This window comes from Streptomyces vinaceus (assembly GCF_008704935.1).
In the GTDB taxonomy this organism is placed as follows: Bacteria; Actinomycetota; Actinomycetes; order Streptomycetales; family Streptomycetaceae; genus Streptomyces; species Streptomyces vinaceus.
Genome location: NZ_CP023692.1, coordinates 92,831 through 117,949, shown reverse-complemented (window position 1 = coordinate 117,949; position 25,119 = coordinate 92,831). Strand labels below are relative to the sequence as shown.

At 70.8% G+C, this 25,119-nt stretch carries 21 protein-coding genes; 7 read left to right on the top strand and 14 right to left on the bottom strand.

Annotation, left to right across the window (positions count from 1 at the left end; translation table 11 throughout):
• Nucleotides 1-10 precede the first annotated feature (10 nt).
• The 7 genes from CP980_RS00570 to CP980_RS00535 all read right to left on the bottom strand — a co-directional run bounded on the left by CP980_RS00570 (nt 11) and on the right by CP980_RS00535 (nt 12,803).
• A complete protein-coding gene (locus tag CP980_RS00570; RefSeq protein WP_150492248.1) occupies nt 11-2,188 on the bottom strand; it encodes a protein kinase domain-containing protein in 2,178 nt (725 codons plus the stop codon).
• 121 nt (nt 2,189-2,309) lie between these two features.
• Nucleotides 2,310-3,368 (bottom strand): outer membrane protein assembly factor BamB family protein, encoded by a 1,059-nt coding sequence (locus tag CP980_RS00565; protein ID WP_244328245.1) that lies wholly within the window; start codon nt 3,366-3,368, stop codon nt 2,310-2,312.
• Between the two features lie 128 nt (nt 3,369-3,496).
• Nucleotides 3,497-4,747, bottom strand: a complete 1,251-nt coding sequence (locus tag CP980_RS00560) for a protein kinase family protein (protein ID WP_150492246.1) — start codon at nt 4,745-4,747, stop codon at nt 3,497-3,499.
• A gap of 38 nt (nt 4,748-4,785) precedes the next feature.
• Nucleotides 4,786-6,813, bottom strand: coding sequence for a protein kinase domain-containing protein (locus CP980_RS00555; RefSeq protein WP_167535761.1), 2,028 nt, complete (start codon nt 6,811-6,813; stop codon nt 4,786-4,788).
• 249 nt (nt 6,814-7,062) lie between these two features.
• Nucleotides 7,063-7,563: a peptidylprolyl isomerase gene (locus tag CP980_RS00550; protein ID WP_150492244.1), complete on the bottom strand. Its 501-nt coding sequence runs from the start codon at nt 7,561-7,563 to the stop codon at nt 7,063-7,065.
• A 298-nt stretch (nt 7,564-7,861) separates the two neighbouring features.
• On the bottom strand, nt 7,862-10,882 hold the full coding sequence (locus CP980_RS35680) for an NHL repeat-containing protein (RefSeq protein WP_229907268.1): 3,021 nt from the start codon (nt 10,880-10,882) through the stop codon (nt 7,862-7,864).
• Between the two features lie 349 nt (nt 10,883-11,231).
• A complete protein-coding gene (locus CP980_RS00535; protein ID WP_150492243.1) occupies nt 11,232-12,803 on the bottom strand; it encodes an alpha/beta hydrolase in 1,572 nt (523 codons plus the stop codon).
• 367 nt (nt 12,804-13,170) lie between these two features.
• On the opposite strand from CP980_RS00535, the gene CP980_RS00530 reads away from it, so the two are divergent.
• On the top strand, nt 13,171-13,419 hold the full coding sequence (locus CP980_RS00530; RefSeq protein WP_150492242.1) for a hypothetical protein: 249 nt from the start codon (nt 13,171-13,173) through the stop codon (nt 13,417-13,419).
• A 405-nt stretch (nt 13,420-13,824) separates the two neighbouring features.
• Here the strand turns inward: CP980_RS00530 and CP980_RS00525 are convergent, their stop codons facing one another.
• Nucleotides 13,825-14,535, bottom strand: a complete 711-nt coding sequence (locus CP980_RS00525) for a hypothetical protein (RefSeq protein ID WP_150492241.1) — start codon at nt 14,533-14,535, stop codon at nt 13,825-13,827.
• A gap of 642 nt (nt 14,536-15,177) precedes the next feature.
• Between CP980_RS00525 and CP980_RS36495 the strand changes: the two genes are divergently transcribed.
• Nucleotides 15,178-16,077 (top strand): endonuclease/exonuclease/phosphatase family protein, encoded by a 900-nt coding sequence (locus CP980_RS36495; protein WP_341874181.1) that lies wholly within the window; start codon nt 15,178-15,180, stop codon nt 16,075-16,077.
• A 701-nt stretch (nt 16,078-16,778) separates the two neighbouring features.
• On the opposite strand, the gene CP980_RS00515 is transcribed toward CP980_RS36495, so the two are convergent.
• From CP980_RS00515 to CP980_RS00505, 3 genes are all read right to left on the bottom strand, one after another.
• Nucleotides 16,779-17,774 (bottom strand): magnesium and cobalt transport protein CorA, encoded by a 996-nt coding sequence (locus CP980_RS00515; RefSeq protein ID WP_165937170.1) that lies wholly within the window; start codon nt 17,772-17,774, stop codon nt 16,779-16,781.
• A 191-nt stretch (nt 17,775-17,965) separates the two neighbouring features.
• Nucleotides 17,966-18,451, bottom strand: a complete 486-nt coding sequence (locus CP980_RS00510) for a hypothetical protein (RefSeq protein WP_229907266.1) — start codon at nt 18,449-18,451, stop codon at nt 17,966-17,968.
• Between the two features lie 74 nt (nt 18,452-18,525).
• Nucleotides 18,526-19,188 (bottom strand): HSP18 transcriptional regulator, encoded by a 663-nt coding sequence (locus tag CP980_RS00505; protein ID WP_150492240.1) that lies wholly within the window; start codon nt 19,186-19,188, stop codon nt 18,526-18,528.
• A 128-nt stretch (nt 19,189-19,316) separates the two neighbouring features.
• On the opposite strand from CP980_RS00505, the gene CP980_RS00500 reads away from it, so the two are divergent.
• The 4 genes from CP980_RS00500 to CP980_RS00485 all read left to right on the top strand — a co-directional run bounded on the left by CP980_RS00500 (nt 19,317) and on the right by CP980_RS00485 (nt 21,862).
• A complete protein-coding gene (locus CP980_RS00500; RefSeq protein WP_150492239.1) occupies nt 19,317-19,751 on the top strand; it encodes an Hsp20/alpha crystallin family protein in 435 nt (144 codons plus the stop codon).
• Nucleotides 19,752-19,851: 100 nt separating this feature from the next.
• The gene (locus tag CP980_RS00495; protein WP_132752944.1) at nt 19,852-20,247 is read left to right on the top strand and encodes a DUF2267 domain-containing protein; all 396 of its coding nucleotides are present in this window, start codon (nt 19,852-19,854) and stop codon (nt 20,245-20,247) included.
• 68 nt (nt 20,248-20,315) lie between these two features.
• Entirely contained in the window at nt 20,316-20,765 is a 450-nt protein-coding gene (locus CP980_RS00490; protein WP_150492238.1) for a DUF2267 domain-containing protein, read from the top strand.
• A 176-nt stretch (nt 20,766-20,941) separates the two neighbouring features.
• A complete protein-coding gene (locus CP980_RS00485) occupies nt 20,942-21,862 on the top strand; it encodes a SigB/SigF/SigG family RNA polymerase sigma factor (protein ID WP_150492237.1) in 921 nt (306 codons plus the stop codon).
• Nucleotides 21,863-22,038: 176 nt separating this feature from the next.
• Here CP980_RS00485 and CP980_RS00480 read toward each other — a convergent pair whose 3' ends face one another.
• Both CP980_RS00480 and CP980_RS00475 read right to left on the bottom strand, forming a co-directional pair.
• Complete coding sequence (locus CP980_RS00480) at nt 22,039-22,212, bottom strand: CsbD family protein (protein ID WP_150492236.1); 174 nt, start codon at nt 22,210-22,212, stop codon at nt 22,039-22,041.
• A gap of 186 nt (nt 22,213-22,398) precedes the next feature.
• The gene (locus tag CP980_RS00475; RefSeq protein WP_150492235.1) at nt 22,399-22,788 is read right to left on the bottom strand and encodes an ATP-binding protein; all 390 of its coding nucleotides are present in this window, start codon (nt 22,786-22,788) and stop codon (nt 22,399-22,401) included.
• Nucleotides 22,789-24,155: 1,367 nt separating this feature from the next.
• Here CP980_RS00475 and CP980_RS00470 point away from each other — a divergent pair.
• Nucleotides 24,156-24,461 carry an STAS domain-containing protein gene (locus tag CP980_RS00470; RefSeq protein ID WP_165937169.1) on the top strand — a complete coding sequence of 102 codons (306 nt, stop codon included), beginning with the start codon at nt 24,156-24,158 and terminating at the stop codon, nt 24,459-24,461.
• Nucleotides 24,462-24,473: 12 nt separating this feature from the next.
• Here CP980_RS00470 and CP980_RS00465 read toward each other — a convergent pair whose 3' ends face one another.
• Nucleotides 24,474-24,878 carry an ATP-binding protein gene (locus CP980_RS00465; protein WP_150492234.1) on the bottom strand — a complete coding sequence of 135 codons (405 nt, stop codon included), beginning with the start codon at nt 24,876-24,878 and terminating at the stop codon, nt 24,474-24,476.
• Nucleotides 24,879-25,119: the final 241 nt, after the last annotated feature.

Sequence of the window (25,119 nt, the reverse complement as noted above, 5' to 3'; positions counted from 1 at the left end):
CCGCCCGCGGTCAATCGAGCGGTACGGCCGCGAGGCGGTCCACGGTCTGGGGGTAGAGCCGGTTGCCGCGCTGGACGATCATCGTCGGACCGTCGGGCATGTTCACGGCCCCCGCCGCGAGCGTCCATGCGACCCGGCGGGCGGCGACGTCCACCGCGACGACCGCCTGACCGGCGCCGCCGACCGCCGCGTAGAGCTCCCCGCGGAACGGGGCGGGAGCCGCCAGCATGGAGACGTACGCTCCCGGATCGTGGCTCCACACCTTCTTCCCGGTCGACTCGTCGAACGCCTGGAGCGCCCCGTCCGCGACGTACACCGCGCCGTTCACGCAGACGGGCGCGCTCAGCAGTTTCGTGCCCTCCGGCTCCAGCTTCCAGGCCACCGCTCCCGTCACCAGGTCCACTGCCGTGATCCGTTCCTCGAAGTCGAAGACGTGGCGGTCCGAGGCGACCGGAGGGTTGATGCCTCCCGACTGGTTCGGCGACGCGGCCTCCTGGTCGGTGCGGACCCGGCAGGCCCACAACACGCGGCCGTCTCGCAGGTCCACGGCGAAGACGCGTGCGGGATCCGAGCAGATCAGGCGGCCTCCGGAGATGATCGACGACATCATGAGGGAGCCGAGCGAGTCCAGGACGGCTCCCTCGATGCGCGTGCGCCAGCGCAGTTTCCGGCCGCCCAGTTCGTAGGAGAGCAGCCACGCCTGCTCCTGCTGTTGCCGGTCGCCGGATCTGAAGTACGCCTTGAAGTAGAGGCATTCGGCATCCGCGGCCAAGAGCTGGGTGGTGTGCGTGAGATCGCCCAGGACGGCCGGGTTGGCCGCGTCGGCGGCGAGCCGGCCGGTGCGCGGGTCCAGGTATCCCGCACTCGCGTTGCCGTCGTCGTCGAAGACGAAGCCGACGAGCTTGTCGCCTGCCACGGCCACGTCGACCTTGGCGGTCTGGGACTCCCACAGGATCCGGCCGTCGGCGGTCGAGATACCGCGCAGGACGTCGCTCGTGTGGATCAAGACCTCGTCGGAAGCGACGACCGCGGCGGCGGAGAACGGGGACGGGACCGACCACAGCGGGGCCGGAGGGGTGCCGGGCGGCCGGGAGGACCGCCCGGGGCCAGGTGCCGCAGTACGGCCACCCGAGCCCGAGCCCGAGCCCGAGCCCGAGCCCGAGCCGGGGAGGTTGCCCGTGGCCCAGAGCGCCGAGGCGCCGCCCGAGACGGTGAGCGCGCCCGCCGCCGCGCCCGCGATCAGGGCGCGGCGGGAGAGCACGCGGCGCGGGGCGGGGGCGCGCAGCGGGGCGGGGGCCACCGTGGCGACGTCCCCGATCCGGCGGGACAGGTCGGCGAGGAGCGCCTGCGGCAGCAGGTCGGCGAACTCCCCGGGGTCGAACGGCCCCCACTCCTCACCCAGTCGGCCGGGCGCGGGCCGGTCTCCCGGCTCCGGTGACAGGCAGGCGGTGAGCGTCCCGCGCAGCCCGTCGGGCAGGCCCGTCAGGTCGGGGTCGGCCCCGTGCCGCAGCAGTTCGAGCGTGCTCTGTCGGCCGCGGGCGTCGTAGGGGCCGTGGCCGGTCGAGGCGAACACCAGGACCGCCGCGAGGGCGAACACGTCGCCTTCCGGGCCGGGCGGTCCTCCGCGCGCCTGCTCCGGCGACATGTACGCCGGTGTGCCCGCGAGTCCCCCGGCTTCGGTGAGGCGGGGACTGCCCGGGGCCTGCGCGAGCCCGAAGTCGATGAGGCGGGGGCCCTGCGCGGTGATCAGTACGTTCGACGGCTTGACGTCCCGGTGGACGAGCCCGGCACGGTGCAGGGCGGCGAGGGCGGCGGCGAGCGCGGAGCCGAGTCCGCGCACGACCGGTTCGGGCAGCGGCCCCCCGGCTGCCACCGCCTCGGTCAGCGAGGGCCCGATGAGGTACGCCGTGGCCAGCCAGGGCCGCGCCGTGTCGGTGTCGGCGCCGAGGAAGGCCGCGGTGTGCTCCGGTCCCAGGGCCCGCGCGGCCTCGGCCTCCAGCATCAGCCGCTGGCGGTACCCGGGCTGGTCGCGCAGGTCGGACCGGATGGTCTTGACCGCGGCGAGGCGGCCACCGGCGGTGCGGGCCAGGAAGACGGTCCCCATGCCGCCGCCGCCCAGCCGGCCGAGGAGGGTGTACTCCCCGAGCCGCTCGGGATCGTCGGGCAGCAGGGGCAGGAGCGTGGACATGACCGGTGGACTCCTTCGGGGCGGCGGTCGTACCTGTGCGTGTGGTCGTACCTGTGCGTGCCTGTACGTGGGTGCCTGTACGTGCGTGCTTCGGCGGGCGTGGGGGAGCGCCGGCCCGGGTTCAGTCCGCCGGGAGGGCGACGACGGCGGCCGGCCGCGCGACGAGCAGGGTGCCGGGAACCGCGGCGAGTTGGAACGGTTCCCGGGCCTCCACCCCCGCGAGCCCGGTCTGCCACAGCCGCTTGCCCGAGGGGATGCCCGTCGCCGTGACCTGGTGCAGCGTCGCGAGGTAGAGCGTGCGTCCGGAGGTGCTCGCGGTCATGCTCCCGAGCATGTTCCACTCCAGGTTCTCGGTGAGCGTCTGCTCCCACAGCGTCCGGCCGGTGTCCGGGTCGACGGCGACGATGGGCCCCGTGCCGTCGTCGGCCAGGTACAGGGTGTGGCCGCTGAAGAAGGGCGGGGCGTTGGTCCCGGCGACCAGGGCCTGCGACTCCCACAGCCGGGTGCCGCTCTTCAGGTCGTAGGCGTGGGCGCGACCGCCGGAGAGCAGGAACAGCCGTCCGCCGCCCGCCGGGTCCACCACGGAGGCGGGGCCGCCGTGTACGCCGGGGTAGGAGCGGTTCCAGAGCATGCGTCCGCTGCTCCGCTCGAAACCCGCGATCGCGAGGGTCCGGACGGCCGTGACGTCTCGGAACATCTGCCGGGGTACCTGTACCTCCACGACGACCGTCTCGGGTCCCACGGTGGTGGCGAGTTGCGCGTTTCCGAATCCGCTCGGCAGCGGGGTGCGCCACAGCTCCTTGCGGTGGTCCAGGTCGAACGCCGCCAGCAGGTATCCGCCCGTCGGACTCCCGTCCGCCATGAGCAGCCACGCGGTGGCGCCGTCGGCGGCGAGCACCTTCGCGAGCTGGTCGTCGCGCTGGAGCCACTGGGTTCGGCCGTCGCGCATCGAGCACAGCGACAGTCCCTCGCGCGTGGACGTCAGGAAGCGGTCGCCGGGCACTTGGACGGGCGGGGTGCTGCCGACCGCGGGCAGCTGCCACACCTCCTTGCCGGTGCGCAGGTCGTGCCCGTACAGGACGTCGCCACGCGTCATCAGGCAATGGTCGGCGCTGCTCACCGGGAGGAGCCGGGTGCGGGCCGTCGGGTCGTCCAGGCGCCACAGGGCGGCCGGCGGCATGCCGGGCACGCGGGGTCTCGTACCGGAACCGCCGCCCGCCGCGGACGGCCCGGTACGGCCGTCCGCGCGGTTCAGGGCGGACCAGGCGAGGGTCCCGGAGACCCCGAGGGCCGCTCCCGCCGCGCCGGTCAGCAGGCCGGACAGGACCCGGCGGCGGGTGGGCGCGGCCGGAACGCCGGGGGTGGCCGGAGCCGGAACGGGGCCGGGGGACGGGGGCGTCGCCGCCAGGGTGACGGGGTGCGGGAGCTCGTGCGCATCGGCGTCAGCCGGGGCCCGGTCGTCCGCATGCCCGTCGTTGTCCCCGCCCCCGCCCCGCCCCCGACCCCGCCCTCGCCTGCGTCCCCGCCCCTGCCTCCGTCCCCGACCCGGTTCGCGTCCCCGTCCCCGTTCGCGTCCCCGTCGGCGATCTCCAGGTCGGCGATCGCCTGCGTGCGTGCGGCCAGTGCGGCGATGACCCGGCCGGGCAGCGGGTCCGGTGTCCGCTCCGAGTCCCTGCCGCCGGGGGCCAGCGTCTGGCACAGCTCCTCGGCAGTGGGGCGGTCCGCCGGGGAGGCTGCCAGCGCCGCGGCCACCACCTCGCCCAAAGCCCCTGGAAAGTCACCGAGTTCGGGCCGGTCGTGGAGGGCGCGGTAGGCCAGCACGGGCGGCGGCCCGTCCCCGAAGGGCAGCCGCCCGGAGGCCGTGTGGAGCAGCAGCACCGCCAGGGAGTACACGTCGGCGGCCGTGGAGGAGGGCCGGCCCGCGGCCACTTCCGGGGCCATGAAGGCGGCGGGCACGGTCGACACGCGGCTGTGCGGTACGGGCTGCCCGGGCCCTGCCTCGGATCGCGGCCCCTGCCCCTGCCCCTGGCCCTGCCCCCGGCCCGGTTCGCGGGGAGGCGTGGACGGCATGCGGCAGGAGTGCAGCGCCATCAGCAGCGGGCGGCCCGTGGTGAGCCAGACGCCGTCGGGTGCCACGGCTCCGTAAGTGATGCCCCGGGCGTGCAGGGCGGCCAGCGTGCCGGCGATCTCCGCGGCGAGCCGCACCGACTGGTCCAGCGGCAGGGCTCCGCCCTCGGCGCCGGACCGCCGCCCCACGTCGGAGAGGGACACGGCCGGGGTGTGCGCAAGGGCCACCCATGAGGGCTCGGTCCCGGTCCGCAGGTCCAGTACGTGCGGCACTCCCGGCACGGGCCCACGGTGCAGCGCCTCGGCCGCCTCGTACGCGGCCGGGGGCAGCAGGCACACCACGGCGTGCCCGTGGTCCCGGTCGCGGCCCACGTACATCCCGCCCCGCGGCGGCACCGCCCGGGGGCCGGGCCAACGGGCCAGCAGCCGGTACGGTCCGGCCGACCGCGGGTCCTCGGGGCGCAAGCCTTCCCCCAGACGTCCGCCCCCCATGCGTTCCCCCCTCACCTCGTGGCCCCGCCCGGGGCCGGTCACATGCCCGGCAGGGCGCGGACCGCGCTGCCGCGCTGCCAGATGACGCTGCCTCCGGCGACCGCTCCCCGCCAGGGAACGTCGGCTCGGACCTCTCCGGCCGGGGCCGGTGCGAACACGTACTGTTCGGCTGCCCGCCCGCCGTGCACCACGAGGATGCCGAGCTCGGACCTCCGCAGCGGCGCGAAGATCCCGGATCCCGCCACCAACGGAGCCTGGTCCTGGGCCAGTTCCTCGGGCGCCAGTACGGTCCAGGCGGGGGATCCGGTCTTCACGTCGATGCTCCGGAGCTGGCGGCCGTCGGCGACGTACACGTGGTCGCCGGCCGACGTGGGCACGCCGAAGCCCGCGCCGTCGTCCGCGGGCAGGGTCCACAGCTGTTCGCCGCGCCCCCGGTCCAGGCAGGTCAGCGCCCGGTCTCCGGCCCCGCCGAGCAGGACTCCGCTGGCGGACAGGGCCGTCCGCGAGCCGTCGCTGCCGGCGGGCCGCCGCCACGCGGGGCCGCCGTCGGCGGCGGACAGGGCCACCACCCCGCCGTCGGCGGAGGCCAGGAGCAGCCGCCCGTACCCGGCGGCTGCCGAGAGAACCGTGCCCGGCACGGGGACGGGTACGCGCCAGCGCACCGCGCCGTCCGCCAGCTTGAGCGCGGCCACGCGGCCGTCGGCGTCGAGGACGTACACCTGGTCGTCGTCGGCGGCGAGCAGCCCGGTCACCCCGTCGCGCGCGCGGTGGCGCACCGTACCGCTGCCGGGGTCCAGGAACAGCAGGGCGCCGTACGGGTCCAGGGCGACCGGTCGGCGGCCGCCGACGAGGGCGCGCACCACCGGCCCGCGCCAGCGCCGTTCGCCCGAGACCGGGTCGTGGAGGAGGAGCTCGCCTCCGCCGTCCGCGAAGCACACCCAGCCGTCGACGTCGACCGGCCCGAAGGCCGGCTGCGCCGCGGCGCCGTCGTACGACCACAGCGGCGCCGGTACCGTGCCGGGCGGGCCGCTCCAGCGGGGGGCGGGGGTGCGGCCGGGACCGTCGTCCTCCTGGAGCGCGCGCAGGGCGGTGGCACCGGTCGCCGCGAGAAGTACGGCGGCGCCGGCTCCGGTGAGCACCCTGCGCCGGGTCGCCATCCGCGGGCCGGCGCCCAGGGCGGCTGCGGCCCGCGCGATCTCGGCGGCGTCGGCGAGCACCGCGGGTGGCAGCCAGCGGGTGGCGGCGCGCAGGGCGGCGCCCTGCGGGTCGAGTTCCGCGGCCACCTCCGCGGCGGCGGGGCGCTCTTCCGGCCGCTTTTCGAGGCAGCCGCGGATCACGGGCGTCAGCTCGGCCGGGACGCCGGTGAGGTCGGGGGCCTCGTAGGCGATGCGGAAGTCCGAGCGGACCGGGTCCCCGTCGTAGAAGGCGTGCCGGCCGGTCAGTGCGAAGACGAGCAGCGCGCCGAGGCAGAAGACGTCACTCGGCGGTCCGAGGCGGCCCTTCACCACCTGCTCGGGCGACATGTAGCCGGGCGTTCCGGGGCGCTGCCCGGTCGCGGTCAAGGTGGCGTCGCCGGTCACCCGGGCGATGCCGAAGTCGACGACGCGGGGACGGTCGGCGCCCAGGATGACGTTCGAGGGCTTCAGATCGCGGTGCACGACCCCGGCCGCGCCCAGGGCCGTCAGGGCCCGGCCGAGTGCCCCGCCGAGGACGCGCACGGCGGGCGGGGGCAGGGGTCCGTGCCGTTGTACGGCGGCGGCGAGGGTCACACCGGGGACGAACTCGGCGGCCATCCAAGGCATGTGTTCGACGGTCGAGGAGCCGAGCACGTTGGCGACGAACGGGCTGCGGACCGCTGCCGCGGCGGCGGCTTCGCGGGTGAACCGCTCGCGCAGGTCCGCGTCGCGGAAGAGTTCGGGGCGGATGGTCTTCAGGGCGACCGGACGCCCCCGGCGGCGGGCGAGGTAGACCGTCCCCATGCCGCCGGCCCCGAGTACCCCCAGGATCCGGTGACCTCCGAGCTGCGCGGGCGTACCGCCCGGCAACGGGGCGATCACTGGTGTCATGCCGTTGATCGTATGCGTGAGGTCGTCAACCATCTCCGGAATCAGCAAAGTTGACGTACGTGGGCCGGCTGGCATCGGCGTTTCGCGCATCGTTTCGAGAGCCGGCTGCCCAGCGGATCACCCCACTGGGCGGCCGGCCACGGGTCAGCGGGCTGCTTGGCGCCGGCAAGGCCTGCTCCGCCCGCCCGAGCTCGCCGGCGCAGGCTCCGGTCGATAGCCGAAGGCGCCCTTCACGGCTCGCGGTTGTGCTCAGTCGAGGCGCTTGGCGGACTTGATGAAGACCGGGTCGGCGGGAACGTCACGCATGCCCTTTTTGATCGTGGTGGGGGAGTTCACGATCTGGTCGACGACCTCCATGCCCCGGGTGACCTTCCCGAAGACGGCGTAGCCGCGGTCACGGACGGGGTTGAGGAAGTCGTTGTCGGCCACGTTGACGAAGAACTGCGAGGTGGCCGAGTCCGGGTTCGAAGTGCGGGCCATGGCCAGGGTGCCACGGGTGTTCAGCAGGCCGTTGCCGGCTTCGTTCCTGATCGGGTCCCTGGTGGGCTTCTGCTCCATGACTTCGGTGAAGCCGCCGCCCTGGACCATGAACCCTGGGATCACCCGGTGGAAGATCGTGTTGTCGTAGAACCCGCTGTCGGCGTACTCCAGGAAGTTCTTCACGGAGATGGGGGCCTTCTCCGCGTTGAGTTCGATCTCGATGTCCCCGAAGCTCGTGGTCAGCAGGACATGGGGGGTCTTGTCGCTCATGGGCGCGTCTCCTGTCGCCGAGGAATGTGGATCATCCTGATGCCAGCCTGCACCATCGCCGGAGGCCGGAGGCGCTCATCCGGCCGAAGCCCGTCGCTGTTGTCGACGTGCCATTACTCAACGGCTCGACGCCTCCCGAAGTCATGGCCAACGCTGCTCAAAGTGTGAACAAGGCCGGCGTCGGGGCGCCGTAGCCCCCTGGTGCCTCTCACTGTGGCCGGGGCGGGGTCCGGTGGCGGCCGGGCCCCGCGTGGCGCGGCGTGTGAACTCTTGCCGCGAATCTACCGCGGGACGGTGTCTACGACTTGGTATCCGAGCCGGTCTTGCCGCCTTGGTTCAGCATGCCGCCGAGGGCGCTGAGGCTGCCGGCGCCGCCGGCGCCGCCGGTGACTGCGGGCAGGGCCTTGCCTGCGGCGTCGACGGCGATCTGGGCCATCTTCTGCAGGTGTTCGGTGGCCGTCTTCAGGGCTTCCTGGGCGCGCTCGCCGGCGGCCTTGTCGTTGCTCGCGGCGGCTTCGATGCCCTTGGTGAGTACCTGGCTCATGGTGTTGAGGCCGCTCATGTCGCGGAACAGGTTCGCGGTGGTGATGGCCTGTGCCGCTTGCAGGGCGGTGGGGTCGGGCATGGCCGCCACCGGCGTGAACTTGGCCTGGGTGGCGCCCAGGGCGGCCACCGTGGTGTCGAGGTTCTGCGCACGCGTTCCGGTGGACACCGGTGCGATGTCGGCCGGCGTGATCTGTATGGGGGAGTCCTTCCAGTTCCAGAAGCGGGTGAGGTCGATCTTCTCGGCCGAGTTGGCCCGGCCCAGGACGGCCTCGGCGAAGACGCCCTTGGTGGCGATGGCGATCGTGTTGGTCACCGGCGTCCCGAAGGTGTTGTCCCCGGCCTTGCGGGAGTTGGTCCAGTCGTCGCGTTCCTTGTCGCTGCTGAAGTTCCACCGGAAGCCGAGGTAGTTGCCGGTGGCGGCGATCGGCTTGGGATCCAGCAGCGTGCCCAGCAGGACCGGCGCGGCGGTCGAGCCGGGTGGGGTGTAGGAGTAGTTGGCGAGGATGCGGCTGAGCGTCAGCTCGTCGGCGTTGGCCCAGACGGCCTGGCTGTAGTGGCGGCGGTTGTCGTTGAGATGGTCCAGCACCGCCTGCGGGACGTTCCCGCCGCGCACGTAGAAACCGAGGGAGGCGATGTAGGTGCGGCTGCCGGACTTCACCGTCGAACCGAACAGCCCGCAGATCGCCGCGGCACCGCCGGCGTCCTCGGTCATGTCCGGCGCGAGGGTGGTGCTGGCAGCGGTACCGAAGTTGACCACGCCCGAGGTCATCGTCAGGCGCAGCCCGGCGAGGCTGCCGCGGGCCGCGGTGCCGGACCAGGCGTCGACGGAGATCAGCTTGTCGGCGGCGCCGAAGGTGTGGGACGCGTGGCGTTGGATGCCGGAGCCGCCGGTGTCGCCGCAGCGGAAGGTGCGGCCCGGGAAGACGGCCTGGATGCTGCGGATTCCGGCCTCGTCGTACCAGACGTCGATCTTGGACGCGTAGGGGGAGTCGGCCTTCGACGGGTCGTCGAAGGGAATGGGCGTCTCACGTACTGTGGCGATGAACCGCAGCAGCGTCCCGTTGTTCATCAGCGCCCAGCAGTCCCCGCCCGGCGACGAGACGACTTCCGCCACCCCGGGCAGCCCCTTGAGGCCATTCGTGGGAAGGCTCCAGTTGGACGCACCGGCCTCCATCACGACGGCCATGGTGTCGTTGCTGCCCTTGGCTACGAGCCAGAGCGCGCCGTCCGGCCCGGCGGACACCCGCTGCGCGCCCATCGCCCCCCGGTCCACCCAGCCGGTGCCGCTGCGCTCGTAGAGCTTTCCCTGCCGGGTGTACCACACCTTGTCCCTGCCGGTGACGGCGACGTCGTCGGCCTCGACGTTCAGGTCCGTCCACGTGCCGTTCACCGCGCGCTGCCAGAGCTTGTTGTCGGTGCCGACGAGGTAGAGCGTGCCGTCCGGGCCGCAGGTGAGGGCCAGCCCGTCTTGGTACTGCGGGTCGGTCCGCCACGTCGTCCCGTCGAACATCATGAGTACGTTGTCGGTCCTCAGGGCCCAGACGGTGTCCTTGCCGGGAGCGATGCGGCGCAGGTCGTTGTCGAGTCCGGTGGTGTGCAGTGGGCTCCACTGCCGGCCCGCCGGATCGAAGCGGAGCGGACTGCCGTCGTACTTGCGCACCCCGTACACGCCCATGGCCGAAGCGGCGATGTCGACCAGGTCGACCCCGTCGAATGCCTGGCCCTGCGGTGTTTCCGGCGCGGTGCAGGCGTCGAGCTTGCGCACGGTGGTGTCGAACGGGTTCGCGGCCCGGATCTTCGCCGCCCATTCGGTCGGCGCCACCGCGGCGAGCACCTCCTTGTACCGCTGGAGGCTGGAGTAGGTGAAGGTGAGTTCCTGCAGCGGGATGAACAGACAGCGTTCCAGCTTCGTCGGCTTGGTCGTCACGCTGTACACCTGGACGACCTCGTAGTACTGCACCGACATCGCGTGCATGTGGTTGTAGTTGGTGACGACGCGGGTGACGACCTGGTCCTTCTCCGACTGCGACGTCTCGCGCACGACCGTCATGTTCCGGCTGCGGGCCGCGGTCGCCAGCTGCTGGGTCCGCGCGCTGATGCGCTGCGTCGCCTCGTCCGCGACCGACTTCACGCCGCTGGAGCGGGACACCGCGGTAGCGAAGCCCGAGTTCGACGACTCGCTCCAGGAGCCGCCGCCGCCCATGCCGAAGATCGATACGCCGATGCTGCCGCCGGAGCTGGACGACCTGCTCGCATAGTTCGCCTGGGAGGTGCCGTACTGCTCTTCGCGGGCGATCGCGTTCGCGACCTCGCTGATCGACCGGTTCTGGTCGGTGGTGCTGGACAGCGTGTCGGCCTCGGCCGTCGTCTCGGTCCCGGTGGCCTTGGTGCTGCGCTGCCAGTCGACGACCGCGACCTTGGTACTCTCGCCGGGCGCGAGCGCGAGGCTGTGGAGCAGCCGGCCTAACGTGACGCCTTGGGCCGACCAGCTCTGCTCGGTGGTGACGATCATGCCCTCGGCCGGGCGGTCGTAGAACGGCAGGTTCTCCTCGCCGAGGTCGATGGCGCCGGTCAGCTTGCGCGTCGGCTTCGCTCCGGGGATGTCGGTGAGCACCACCGAGCGGTACCGGACGATCTCCATCGGGTAGTTGCCGGTGGTCGGGAGCAGGTCCTTCGGCGTGGCGCCGTCGAGCATCGCCTTGTCCACTTCGAACTTGGGCGCCGTACTCGCCGGGGTGGTGGAGGCAGGTGTTCCGGAGCTCGGGGTGCTCATCACGGTTCCCGTCTGTGAAGAAGGTGAGGGAAGAGAAGGCGCCATCGGCCGCAAGCACGTAAAAAGGCCTGGTCAAAAGCGGATGGCGCCTTTCGGATCACTCGAAACTACACAGAACGATCACAACAGCGGCACACTTTGCCGAACTTGGCCAGAATCAATGCGGTTGGTGGGCGGGGTGACCACGCCCGGAACTTCCCCTGTTGGGGCGCCCGTGGCCAGGATCAGGGTGTACGCGATGATGAATCTCCACCCACCGGCCAGCAGGCGTCTGTTTACGGCGGTGCACCTGGAGTCTGCCGCGGCGAGGAGGATCGCCACGGCGGTTCCGATGGTGAACCGCGGGCCGCTACCCCGCCTGCTTGACGCAGGTCCGGTCCCTCGCCGGCAGCTTGCCGGTGGCCAGGTACCGGTTGACCTGGTCGTCGACGCACGTGTTGCCGTAGCGCCCGAAGAGGGCGTGCCGGTTGGCACCCTCAAGGGTGACCAGCCTGGAGCTCGGCAGCTGCTTGTGCAGCTCGACGCTTCCCTTGTACGTCGTACGCGGGTCACCGGTCGCGGCGACGATCAGCGCAGGGGCGTCGCGCCGCACCCGGGTGGGCTCTTCGCGCGGCGAGTCCCAGAAGGCGCACGGGTTGATGTTGTTGGTCAGAGCGCCGAACAGCGGGTGCGCGGTGCGGTTGCTCTCGATGTCCCGCCAGTAGAGCTCGGGATCGCGCGCGGCGGCCACGTCCCCGCAGATGACGGCGGACTGCGCGCCGGTGGGCTCGCCCTCACCGCGCAGCACGTACCGGAGCTCCGGTACGAGCGTCGGCGGAACCGTCGTCGGCCGGCCCTGCGCGGCTTTGGCCAGTACGGAAACCAGCTCGCCGAACGAGGCCCGTGCCGGGGTGGTGTCGTCCGCGATGCCCGAGAAGAGGAGGAGCGGCACCTGGCTGTCGTCGATCCGGAAGGCATCGGCGCCGGCGCCGATGGTCAGCGGACCGCGCGCGGCCGCCGCGACGATGCGGTCGACGGCGGCGAGCACCTCGGCGCGGCTGCGCCCGAGGCCGTAGGTGTCGTGGTGCTCCGCGGCCCAGGCGGCCCAGTCGGACAGCGCCTTCTCGTTCTCGCGCTCGGTGCCCTTCAGCAGCCGGGGGCGGTAGTCGCTCGGGTTGATCGCCCCGTCCAGCACCATCCGGTCGTGGCGGCCGGGGAACATCTGCGTGTAGACCGTGCCCAGGTAGGTGCCGTACGAGTAGCCCAGGAAGGAGACCTTCCGCTCGCCGAGCGTCCCGCGGATGACGTCCATGTCGCGGGCCGTGTTGCGGGTGGTGATGTGCGGGAGCACCGCGGCGTCGGTGGCCCGGCACTTGTCGGCCAGGCTCTTCTGCAGGGCGACCTGACGGTCGAAGCCCGCCCGGCCGGCGCCGGCGGACAGCCAGGTCATGCCGACGGGCAAGCCGCAGTCCAGCGCGGTGCTGCGGCCGATGAAGCGGGGGTCGAAGCCGACGATGTCGTAGCGCGCGCCGACCTCCTTCATCGACGCACGGGCCTGTGGCGGGGACTGGAGCGCGGGACCGCCCGGACCGCCGTTGTTGAGGAGGATCGCGCCGATGCGGTGGCGGGTGTCGGTGGCCTTGAGCCGGGAGATCGCCACGGTGATCGTGCGCCCCCGGGGGTCGGCGTAGTCCAGGGGCACGGTCACGTCCGCGCACTGCACGCCTGCCTGGTCCAGATCGCGGCCCGTGGTGTCGTCGGGGCCCGTGATGCAGCTGCCCCAGCCGAGGTGCTGACGGTAGTACCGGTCCAGTCCGGCCCCGGAGCTGTCCTGGGCGGGGGTCTCGGCGGCCGTGGCCAGGGCGGGGGAGGACGTGAGGCAGGCGGCGAGGGTGAGGCCCACGGCCAAGGCACGGCGTGCGGCGGGGCTGACAGTGGTCACGGGGTCTCCTTGAGCATCGTCCGCTTCGTGTGATCGCATGCCCCGAGGCTAGGAACCCGCCCTGGTACGGCACATCGCCCAAGGGCACGAGGACCCCGGTCCTTGTCCACCCCTGGTCCGGGACCTGCGGCCCGGTCCGGCCTCCTCCGCCGGGAGGAGACCGTAGGCGGGGCTGCGCTGAGGGCCGTACCGGCCACACGCCTGCCGAAGCGGGTCCTCTTGCTCAACTTCTGGTGTGCCGGGTGGGTGTGAGAGTGCGCCTGACACAATTGGGCGGTGCGCTCCGCGTCCGGCGGTGCGGGGGAGAACGGATCTCAGCGTGCCCAGATGGACTGTGCTTGCCATACCCGTCGACGGTGTCAGCGAGATGGATCGAAACGCACGAACACTCGCGCAATTCGACGGCAGTGCGGAGGAAGCCGAATCGATTCTTCTGGAGACGGCGAGCACGTACGAGCACAAGCTCTGGAAGGTGAACCGCCGAGAGATCTTCAAGTGCTCCAGCCGGTCCTACTTCCTCCGTATCCACGGCCGAATGGCTACGTACGGGCTTCTGCTCCAGCTCGCCGAGCTGATCCACGACACCGCGCAGCCCCCGAGCAAGTCCTCCGGCTGAAAGCGGCCCACCACGGAACCTGTGCCAGAACCTGAGCCTGGAGCCTGGAGAGCGAATGTCGATGAGACGTAGCAGCACTCGGCGGCGGTAGGGCCGTCGGCCAAGTGGGTCAGAGCTTGGGGTTGTTGACCGTGCGCCGGAGAACCTGGTCATCCACGGGTGCGATGACGGCACGCAGTTCGCGTCGTGCCTTCGGCCGCCGCGAGGCCCCTGACGAGGCGTTCGTGGGCAGGTGGTGGCCGAGGAGAAGGACCCCGTCCTCGAAGCGTGAAGAGTCGGCCTGTCTCGAACGGCTCCTCCGGCAACGGGCCCAGCAGCGTGGACGTGGCCTTCGAGGCACGCCTCCTGCCCGGCCGACGCGACGATCCCTCTCTGCATCACCGAGGGTGCTTGAGCGGATCCCCGTCAGATCGCGATCGGGAGCTCCTCGATCCAGCAGTCGAGTGACGTCGCGGTGATCACGGCCTGGGCGTCCTCGGCGTCGGCTCTGGTCAGGAAGACACCCGCTCCGGTGACGTGGGGTCCCTCGGGGCGGATCATCCGTGTCATGACGACGTAGACGTGGCGGTGACGCTCGCGTCGGATCGTGGCGTTCTCTTCGGCCCGGATTGCGTCGATGAGTTCTTGGGCCGAGGCGACGTTGAGGCCGGGGTCGACACCAGAGAGGGGCTGGCTGGGCCAGATGATCGGCCTGGCGGGGTAGAAGTTGTTGAAGAAGCTCTGCTGAGTGCGGCCGAGCACCCCTTCTGTCCAGCCGACGGCCATGGCGACGACGTAGTCGGACTCGCCTTGGCTCTCCAGAACGAAGACGCGATCGTCCCGCCCGAAGGACATGCTGGCGTAGTCGGCCTTGACCTGCTCGCTCTCGGCCTCGGTCGCGCATCTGATCGCCAAGCCGCAGTAACCGGTACTGATCTTCAGCACGACGGCAGGCTTGAACAGCAGGTCAATCGTTGTCTCGGGCTCGCCGGGTTCGTCGGGTTGCCCGACGCTCCGCATCAGGAGCTGGCTGTGGCTCGCCGTGTAGGCCAAGAGGTGGAAACTGCGCTCGCTGCGAAAGAGCTCCTTGCCGGGGATGAGCTGATGATCGCGGTTGAGCCAGGCGCTGTCCGTCATGGGCTTACATTTCTCTGTCCCACCCGCGCGGGTCAAGGTGATTGTTCAGCTGACGGAGCCGGCTCCGTTCTCTCCCTGCCCTGCTCGCGCTCTTGGGCGTACGGCCCGCTGCTCCTCGACGGCGATGTGCCGCAGGCTCTCCCGCAGTCCGGCGACCTCGCCGAGCCGCTGCATCCGCTGGGCTCCCGGAGGCGGTCGCGCGTGTTGGCTTCGATCTCCAGCAGCCGGGGCTCCCGGGCCAGGGCCCCCGACCGCGAGCGGAAACGCGGAGACGGCAACCGTACCGGCCGGGGGACCAGCAGCTCGGTCCGGCCGCTACCGAACGAGGCCGCCACCGGCTCCAGAGACTGGGCGAGGGCGGGCCAGTGCGGGCTGGCTCCGTAGTACTGCCTCCTCAGCGTGGCCACGCTCCGGGGGTGAGGTCGCGGTCACGGTCCCGCAGCTCGTCCGACAAGTGCTGCCGATGAGTGAACATGCAGGCGAGTCGACCCGGGCTTTCGAAACCGTTCGGATGCGCTCGAAAGACTACGTCGCGACCTGGTCAACGACGACGGGAGCAGCTGTGAGCTTGATCATCGGGACCTGGAACGTAGAGAACTTCTGCCGACCGCTGCCACCCGGCAGCCCCCCTGACCCCAACAGGTGCGCCGCCAAGGACCAAGCGACCTACGACGCCAAGGTCGAGGCCTTGGCCGGCGTCATCACCGAGATCGGACCGGACCTGCTCGGCGTGCAGGAGGTCGGCAGCCAGGAGGCGCTCGACGACCTGGTGGCCAAGCTGCCGGGCACCTGGCACACCGCCCTCTCGAACCACCCGACCCCCGCGGTATCCGGGTCGGCGTCATCAGCCGCTTCCCTCTGCTCGACGTCCAGCAGCGCAAGGACTTCCCGAACCACCTCCGCCCCATCCAGGTCGAGGACCAGGGCGACGACGCCCTCACCAGCGAGATGGGGCGCGGCGGTCTTGCCGTCCGGGTCGAGCCCTCTCCCGGCCAGAGCCTCCACGTGGCCGTCTGCCACCTCAAGTCGAAGCTGCTGACCTTCCCCAACAAGCAGCACGACACCCACGACGAGCACTTGCGCGCCCGGTACGAGGCATACGCGCTGTTCCGCCGCACCGCCGAGGCCGTCACCATGCGCGGCATGGCGGACGACCTGCTCCAGGGCAACGGCAAGAGTCGCAACGTCATCGTGCTCGGTGACTTCAACGACGATTGGCAGGCCGCCACCACCCAGATCCTGTACGGCCCGCCCGGCTCGCAGATCGGCACCGGCGGCTTCACCCACCCCGACAACCCGGGCGATGCCAACCGCCTGTGGAACCTGGCCCCGCACATCCTGGAGCGGGGCGGCTTCTCGCGTATCTTCGAGGGCCAGCGCGAGCTGATCGACCACATCATGATCAGCCACTCGCTGCTGGCCAAGTTCGAAGAGGTTTCGACCGGCAATGAGAAGCTGCCGAACGTGGTGGAGGCCCACCCGGCGGCGGCCCACGACAAGCCGTCCGACCACTCGCCGGTCGTGGCGAAGTTCAACCTGTAGGAGCGGTAGGGCCAGCGCAGCGGTAGCTGTGCTGCCCCTTGGCTGTGCGGGTTCCACCGCGTCAGCTCGACTCCTTGTCGGGCCGTGACCGCCGGATGGAACAGTTCCGCCACCAGGAGATGTAGCGCACGGCTCACCGGCCCGCCACGAAGCATGGGCCCAGGACCCCGAGACGGGGGCCGCCGACCTCGCCCTCAACGTCGATGAGTCCCGAACTCCCCTTGCCCGCCTCTCCTGGCTCTCGCCGACTGCTGCCGCCGGGGGCCCCCGAGCCGGCGGGGCTCGAAAGCCTGACGCCCGTACACAGCCGGGCCGGAGCTGTGCACCGGCCAGGCCCCCGATTCCCGGGGCGTTCGCCCACCGCACCAACCGCAGGAGAGCCTCCCCTGACCAGCCGCCGATGAGGGCTGCTGGACTGAACAAGGTCCCGCCGGGCGCTGGCCTCGTCAGCCGGCCCCGCAGACGCCCGGACATGCTCCTGGCCGACCATGGCAAGTACCGCCGCCGGGTCCGGGCGACCGCAGTGCGGCTCCGGCCTCGGCGTCCATCGGTGAGTTGTGGAGCGGAGCACCGCCCGGCGCCACGGCTTCCGCGGGCTACGGATCCGGTGGGAACGACGCGAGGACATCCACGAGGCGTTCCCCCGCCTTGCTACCCGCCTGATCACCCACCGGCACGTCCAACGCCTTTGCAAGGACCTCTCAGAGCCAGCCGTTGCGGCGGAAGGCGCGGTAGAGGGCGCCCGAGGCGAGGGCCATGAGGGCCACGGCCAGGGGGTAGCCGTAGGTCCAGCCGAGTTCGGGCATGTGCTCGAAGTTCATCCCGTACACACCGGCGACCATCGTGGGGATGGCGAAGATCGCAGCCCAGGCGGAGATACGCCGCATGTCGTCGTTCTGCCAGGTGCCCACGCGGGCCTGCTGGGCGCCGAGGACGGAGTCCAGGAGCTCGTCCAGGGTCCGGACCTCTATGTCGGTGCGGTGCAGGTGATCGGCGACGTCACGGATGTAGGGGGCCATCTTCGAAAGGTGGTCCTGTGCGCCCGGGCTGTCCAAGAGGCCCTGGAAGACCGGGACGAGCGGCTGCACGGCATCGCGGAATTCACGGACCTCCCGCTTGAGGGAGTAGATGCTCTGGGTGTGGTCGACGCGGGAGGTCGAGAACACCTCGTCCTCAAGGTGGTCCAGCGTGGTGCGTACCTTCCGGGCTGCCTCGCTGTACGCATCGACGCAGACGTCCAGCACGGCGTGGAGCACGGCCCAGGGCCCCATGCGCAGCATCTGCGGATCGGCGTCCAGACGACGTACGGCCTCGGCGCAGGGGTCGATCGTTCCGTGGCTCACCGTGAGGATGCTGCGGGGGCCGATGAAGATCATGACGTCCCCGGTCTCGACCGCCGTGTCCTCTTCGACGTAGCGCAGAGGCTTCAGCGCCACGGCCAGGACATCGCCGAAGCGCTCGCGCTTGGGGCGCTGTCGTCCGTGGAGCGCATCCTCGACGGCCAGCGGGTGCAGGGCGAGTTCCCTGGCCAGCTGGGCCAGTTCGCTCTCCGAGGGATCTGTCAGGCGGACCCAGGCGAACTCCCCGTCGCCCAAATTCCGCAACCGTTTGAGGATGAGGCGACAGGTGTCGTCCGGCAGCTCGCACTCCACGTGTTCCGACCGGCCCGCGGCCTGCTCGTAAATGACGCATTCCATCTCCTGCGCATGCCTCAGTACCTTTCTTTTCATGCTTCCGCCGCCCGTGTCTGTCCTGCTTCCGCCGTGCGCCGGGAGCCATCCGGGTTCGCCACGACCGGGACTGGAGTTCCAGCTGGCGGGTGACGTTCTGCGTCCGGCGGTCGCCCCCCCTTCACGGCGCTGGCAGCGGCCACGAGGAGGGGGGATGGTCAGCGGGTCGGCTGCAGCGTGTCCGGTACGGCAGGGACGTGTGCGCACCCGGTGTCGGCGGAGGTGGTGGGGATGCGCATACGGCGCAGCAGGTCGCGGGTGGTGCGCAGGGCCAGGGTGCTGCGCCAGGTGATGCCGGGGTGGCGCGAGCGCAGGTGGGACAGGGCGCGGGTGGGAAGTCCGCTGGTCAGGAAGTGTTCGTCGATGTCGACGCCGGTGATCACGCCTTCTCCGCAGGCGGTGCAGAGCCGGTAGTGGATCTGACCGACGACCTTGCGGACGTGGACCAGGAGCAGGCACTCCTGGCCGCGGCCGGGCTCGCCGGGGATGTGGGTGGAGAGGAACTCGATGTCGCGGTATGCGAGGAGCCTGCGGCGCAGTCGTCTGCCGAACCCTCCCCGGCGCCCGTGCCGGGTTGCGTGCGGCGGTGTCTGGGGGGCCGAACGGAAGAGGCCGCTCGTGGGGCGTGCGTGGTCTCCGGACATGGACCGCGTGTGCCCAGGCGGCCAGCCCTGATGCACCCGCTGCGGAATGCCCCCGGGCGGCCGGTTGGGGAGGGTCAGGTGTTGCGCTGGTCGTGGGTGTTCTGGCGGAGCTGATCGGTGTGCTGGGTGAGGGCGTCGATGCGTTCGGCAAGTTCGGAGTCCTCTGGCCGCAGATGGGCCTGGATGTCTGCCAGGGGTTGCACGAGGCGGGCGGCGTCGTTGTCGGCGAGGGCCAGGTTCAGGTCGCCGAGGGCGCTCTCGGCGTCGGCCGGGAGGCTGTTGAGGGAGGTGACCTGGCCTGCGAGGCGGCGCAGGTCTGCCGCGTTGTCGCGGGCCCAGGCGTTCACGTTGCGGTCGGCGGCACGGAGGTCGCGGGTGGCTTGGACCCGCTCCTCTCCCGTGCTTCCGGCCTTGCCGGGGCGCAGCCGGAGGTAGCGCCGTTCGGCGGCTTGGCGGCTGGCGACTCCGAGAGGGCCTGCGAGGTTGGCCCAGCTGGCGCCCTGGGCGCGGGCGGTTTCGATCAGGCCGCTTTCCCAGCCGGCGAGCTCCTCGCGGACTTCGCGGAGCATCAGCAGTGCGGCGAGGGCCGGATGCGGTCCTGACTCCGGTGCCGGTCTGGCCTCGGCCGCGGATTCTGCGGGCTGCCGTGCCCCCTTGAGGGCTTGGTCGATGGTCTCCAGGGCCGCCGCGGCGGCCAGAAAGGGGACGGGCGCGGTCGGCTCGGGGGTCTCGGTCATGGGTTCTCCGTTCCCGTGTCATCCTCCAGATGACGCCTTGCTTGTCATCGTTTCGATGACATGTTACAACGGATGCACGTTGAAGCGCATTGGCAGTTTCTGCCTGAACCAACTGGAGGTGTTTCGCGATGTTGATGCGCACTGACCCGTTCCGTGAGATGGACCGGATCGTCCAGCAGTTGTCGGGGACGTCCGGGACGTGGTCGAAGCCGTCGGTCATGCCGATGGACGCCTACCGTGAGGGCGAGGAGTACGTGATCGCTTTCGACCTCCCCGGAGTGAGCACCGAGGCGATCGACATCGACGTCGAGCGGAACATGCTGACCGTGAAGGCGGAGCGCCGCCCGGTCGCGAAGGCCGACTCCGTGAAGGTGGAGCTCTCCGAGCGCCCCCTCGGAGTCTTCTCCCGCCAGATCGTCCTGGCCGACACCCTGGACACCGAGCGCATCAAGGCCGACTACGACGCGGGTGTACTGACCCTGCGGATCCCGATCGCCGAACGCGCCAAGCCCCGCAAGATCAGCATCGGCTGCGAGAGCGGCCGCAAGCAGATCTCCGGCTGACCCCTCTGGTACCAGCTGGCGGCGGAGGGCGGGAAGAGCTGATTCCCCCATCCGGCACCTGCCCTCCGCACTCCTTCACCCCATGACCGGAGGTGACGTGATGTCGATGCGCAGCGAGTCGTTCCTGGCCCATGTCCAAGAACGCGGCGAATACGAATCCCCGGAAGCGGCCGATCGCGTGGCCCGCGTCGTTCTGGCCCTGCTGGGCGCCCACCTGGTCGGCACCGTACGCGCCGAACTCGCCGCCCGGCTTCCCGAGACGTACGCCTTGATCCTCCTGAACCCGCTGCAGGCCGCCGAACCGCTCACCCCTGAACGCTTCGTCCGTGCGACCGCGGCCTGGATCGAGGGCGCCACGGAGACGACGGCCCTGTGGGACATCGGTGCGGTCCTGTCCACCGTGGCTGCCGCCGCAGGCGACGTACTCACCCGTGAGGTTCTGCTCCAGCTCCCGCACGGCTACGACCTCCTCTTCGGCCACCCCCAGCCCACCTGACCGACCGGACCTGTCACCTCCACCGGCCGGAGGGCAGGTCCCCCGCAGAGAAAGGCAACCACCGCACCATGTACGACCAGCCTCGACCGAACCCGGCACCCGCCATGACGTTCGAGCAGATGCTGGAACGCGTGCGCTACGAAGGCGCCTACCCCACTCGCGAACGCGCCGCAGAGGCCGTCCACCACGTCCTCGGCGCGCTCGGCCGACAGCTCACCGGCGACGAACGCGTCGACCTCGCACAGTGCCTGCCCGTCGAGGCCGCCCTCACCCTGACCGCCCAGATCCCCGACGACGAACACCTCACCGGCTGGGGCTTCGTCAAGGACCTGGCGTCCCGCACCGGCGTGAGCCCGGCCGTCGCCCGCTGGGACGCCGGCGCCGTGCTCGCTGTCCTCGCGCGCCTCACCGGGCCCGACCTCCTCACCCGGATCCTGCACCGGCTCCCCGGCGGCTACGCACTCCTCTTCGGCCAGCCAGAACTGCGCCAGGCCGAGTTGCGGGCCCCGGCCGCCTGACAGCCTGGCGCAGCCCGAACGCATCGCGGGGCCAGAGGCAGTGCTGCCCGGCCCCGCTTGAAGCCTCGGGCCCGTGACACTGACCGGACCCACCACTTGGGGCCTGTCCGATGGGGATTTTGCTTGCGTGGGCACAGGCCCGCGCAAGCCATACGTTCAGGGGAGGAACGGATTTCATGTCTCACGTCGCCACAGCCACCATTCCCGCCCAGGGGACCGCCCCGGACGCCTCCGCCCGCGCCGAACCCGCAGCTGCCCCAGGGCACCGCGCAGAGCCCCTGCCGCAGATCCACAACCCCCGCGAGGTGGCGCCCACGGACGCCAGGGAGCTGTCGCGTGTGTTCCTCGTACGTCTGAGAGAGCTGGAGGAAGGCACGCGGGAGTACCAGTACGCGCGCAACACCCTGATCGAGATGAACATCTCCCTCGTCCGCTTCGCGGCCCGCCGGTTCGCCGCCCGCATCAACGCCGGCATCGAACTCGACGACCTCATCCAGGTCGGCACGATCGGCCTGATCAAGGCCATCGACCGATTCGACCCCGAACGCGAGGTCGAGTTCTCCACCCTCGCCCTTCCCTACATCACGGGCGAGATCAAGCGGTACTTCCGCGACACCACCTGGGCCGTACACGTCCCCCGCCGCCTGCAGGAACTCCGCGTCGAGCTCGCCAAGTCCCAGGAGACGCTCACCGAGGTTCTCGGACGCGCACCGAACGTCAAGGAGATCGCCGAGCACCTCGGGCTCTCCGAGGAAGACGTCATCGAGGGGCTGGTAGCGGCCAACGGCTACAGCAGCGACTCCATCGACTCGGCCACCGGCGCCACGGAGCGCACAGCAGCAGGCCGTGAGGCCCGGCCGCTGAGCGACACGGTCGGTGATCTCGACCCGGCCATGGCTCTCTTCGAGGACTTCCTCACCCTCGCGCCCCTCCTGCGCTCGCTCGACGAACGCGACCGCGAGATTCTCCGCATGCGCTTCGCCCAGGAGATGACCCAGTCCGAGATCGGCGCCGAGCTCGGCATCTCGCAAATGCAGGTGTCCCGCCTACTCACCCGCATCTTGACCCACCTGCGCACCGGCATGCTGACCGCCTAGGCAGGCCCGGCACCGCGGCCGCCATCCGCATGTCCCCGGCCGCCGTGGTCATCCAGCTCAGCTGCCAGATCCTGCAGGCCGCGTCCGGCCCGAGCCCCAGGTCTGCCTAAGCGGACACGCGGCAGGGCCGGGACCGCTGGTGCGGTCCCGGCCCTGCCGCCCGGGAGGCTCGGGGGTCAGTGCTTGAAGGTGTCCTTGACCTTCTCCTTGGCCTCGCGGGCATCGCCCTTGGCCTGCTCCGCACGGCCCTCGGCGGTCAGCCGTTCGTCGCCCGTCAGGCGGCCGGCGGTCTCCTTGAGCTTGCCCTTGGCCTGCTCGCCCTTAGCCTCGGCCTTCTGCTCACCAGACACAGCTGATCACTCCCTCTTCGGTCGAAAGGCTTACAAAGCCCGTCTGGCCGCGGGATGTCGTTCCAAACGTGCGCTCCTTCGGAGTACTGGCGGGACGGGCCCGCAGGTAGGGGATCGTGAGGGATCCCTGCGTACGGGGCACGCCGACGCCGATGCTCCACCGGGAGCAGGCCGTCTCCTTCGGTGTCAGCGGGGGAGGAGGGCGCGGACGGTCTTGCCGCCTTCGGGCGTGGGGGTGACGGCGGTGGCGAGGGAGAGGTCGTTGACCATGCGCCAGCCGAACCCTCCGGTGCCATGGCGCAAGTCGGGAACGCGCTTGCGCGGCAGATGCGGGCTGAGATCCTCCACGGCCACTTCGATGCTGCCGGGACGAGCTCTCAGGCGCAGGGCGTAGGTGCCGCCGCCGTGGCGCACGGCGTTGGTGACGAGTTCGGAGACGACCAGGACCACGGTGTCCGCGGAGTCCGGACCGACGGCCGGCCGCAGAGCCCCGAGGAAGCCCCGGGCTGCCTCCCGGGCCTCGGTGACGGCGCCATCGGAACGGGCGACTGGGGCGTCGATGCTCAGCGTGTCCATCACGTGCTCCCTGCCCTCTCACCGTCGATGCCGGATCCCTGCCCGCCAGTTGTGCCCTGGTCCGTGACCGGCCAACCTCGTCGGTTGCGATTTTCTCGTCACGGGGCGCGCGAAAATCTATGGCGGCGGGAGTAGACATTGGGCTGTGTCGTGGTTATGGTTTCTCTCGTAACGCAGAGAGACCGCAAGGCCCGGCAGAGACGAACTGCCGGGCAGCAGTACCGCAGTTGCAGTTCGTTTGGACGGTGCGGCGGTGGAGTTCCGGAGCCAGAGTGGTTGCAGGACGGTGACGGGACTGACAGCCGGACCGGGTGGCCCGCAGTGATCAGGGGCCGCCGCAGGCAGTGCCGCAGTTACCGCAGCGGCAGTGCCCGTAGTAAGTGCAGTTCGCAGTACCAGCAGTGATGTCAGTGAGAAGTACCTCGGTGAAGGCGTCGGCTGCGGGCGCGCGCACCGGGAGGTTCGGCAGTGGGGTTCTAAGCCAGAGCGGATGCAGGATGGGCGACGGGGCTGGCTGCCGAAGTGGCGCTGAGAGAGGCCACCAGTAGGAAAAGCAGTAACAGCAGTTCGCAGTTCCCGTTTGGTAAGTGATCGATCCAGAGGGAAGAACGGAGGAGCCGAGCGCCATCAGGATCGCCCGGGCGGAATTCTGGGTCCGGGTACCGCAGGACATCGATAGTGAGGTGGTCTCCGGTCAAGCAACCGCGATCCCCGCACTCCCGGCCGAAGTCAGGTCGGGTCGGCGGAAACAGGAGGCCGGCGCAGTACGAGGGCCGGCAGATGGTGTAGCAGTTCCTTCGGGGCCCGGGTGCCGCAACGGCACCCGGGCCCCTCCACGGCGTCCCCAGAGAGGTGCAGTGACCGCAGGCAACTCGTTCGGCCGTCTCGATGACGACGACTACCCTGCCTACCTCAGACGACTAACCCGCCTGCATCGTGGGCCGATCCGCAGAAATGCTCGGCGCCACCCAGGGCTTCCTCCGAGCACCGTCAACGCGCGCGCCGTGTCCGCGCTGGTGAGTTTGAGACGGGGTTCGGTGACGCTGTCGAGGAGGATGTCCGGCAGGTTCGATGTCTCGTTCATACCGGGCACAACGCCGTGCAGGCTCCCGGTCCACCGTGGTTCGCGGCGCCCGCACGGCCGCGTCGGCTCCGGCGCCGGAGTGTGCGGTCGGAGGCCAGGCTGCCCGCTGTGCGCGCCGCGCTCATGGGCGCGGGCGAAGGTCTGTGGGGAGAGGGTTCGTCAAGGGCTCGCGGCTGGGGCTTCAGGCGTGGTGTCGTTTCGGTCGGGTTCCCCGTACGGTGCGGTGTAGGACGGTTTGTGTTGATGGAGAGCGGGACCGGAGGGTCGTATGGGGTCGCCGAGGGTGACGGTTCGTGCCGAGGCGGACAGGGCATGTGTGGTGGCCTGCTCCGGAGAGTTCGATCAGGACACGGTCGGCCTGCTGCAGGCCACCTGTGAGCGAGAGACGACCAGAGCGAAGCCGTTGGTGCTGGATGTGAAGAACGTGACCTTCGCGGACTCTTCGTTCCTCAACACTCTGATCCGCCTGCGCAACACTCGCTCGCTGTCTTTGGCGGGGCCGCTGCCGGACCAGTTGCACCGCCTGCTCGATATGACCGGGACGCTTGCCCTGTTCGAGATGCGTGAGGACGGCGAGGAGATCGGCTGAGCGCCGACGGGGTCAGGGTCGGCCGGTCGTGGCGGCGGTGAGCGTGGCCGTGATGGTCTTGCCGTCGCGGTGGATGTGGACGTCGGTGGTGGCGAGCTGATTGACCAGCCGCCAGCCGAAGCCGCCGGGTTCATCCGGTGCCCAGGGCTGGATCCGGGGCGCAGAGGTTGAGCGGTCGGACACCTCGACGGTGACGGCGCCTGCCCCGGCGGTGACGTGGAACGCGGTGGCGCCGCCGGCGTGGCGGCTGGCGTTGGAGACCATCTCGGTCACCACCGTCAGTACGTTGTCCATTTCAGCGGGGGGTAGGTTCAGACCGGCCAGGCCTTCGCGTGCGGAATCGCGGGCCTCCGCGCAGCTGAGGCCCGCTCCCAGAGACTCGGGCAGGAGCTGGTCAGACACCGTCGACTGTTCCATATCGCGCACTTTCCCCCGCTTTCATCCGGTAACCGCCGGAGTGGATGTCTCCCGGCGTCCCACCCCCGCTGCCCGCCTGTGGCGCAAAAGATCCGTCGCCGAGCCGCAGCAGCAAGGCTAGCCCCGCCGGGTCGGCGTCGGTAGGACACATCCCCATTGCCCGAGAGTCACCGGCCGGCTCGCTCACGGACTCGCGACGATGGCAGGGCGAGGCTGGGTCCTGCGGATGCCTCACCCCGTG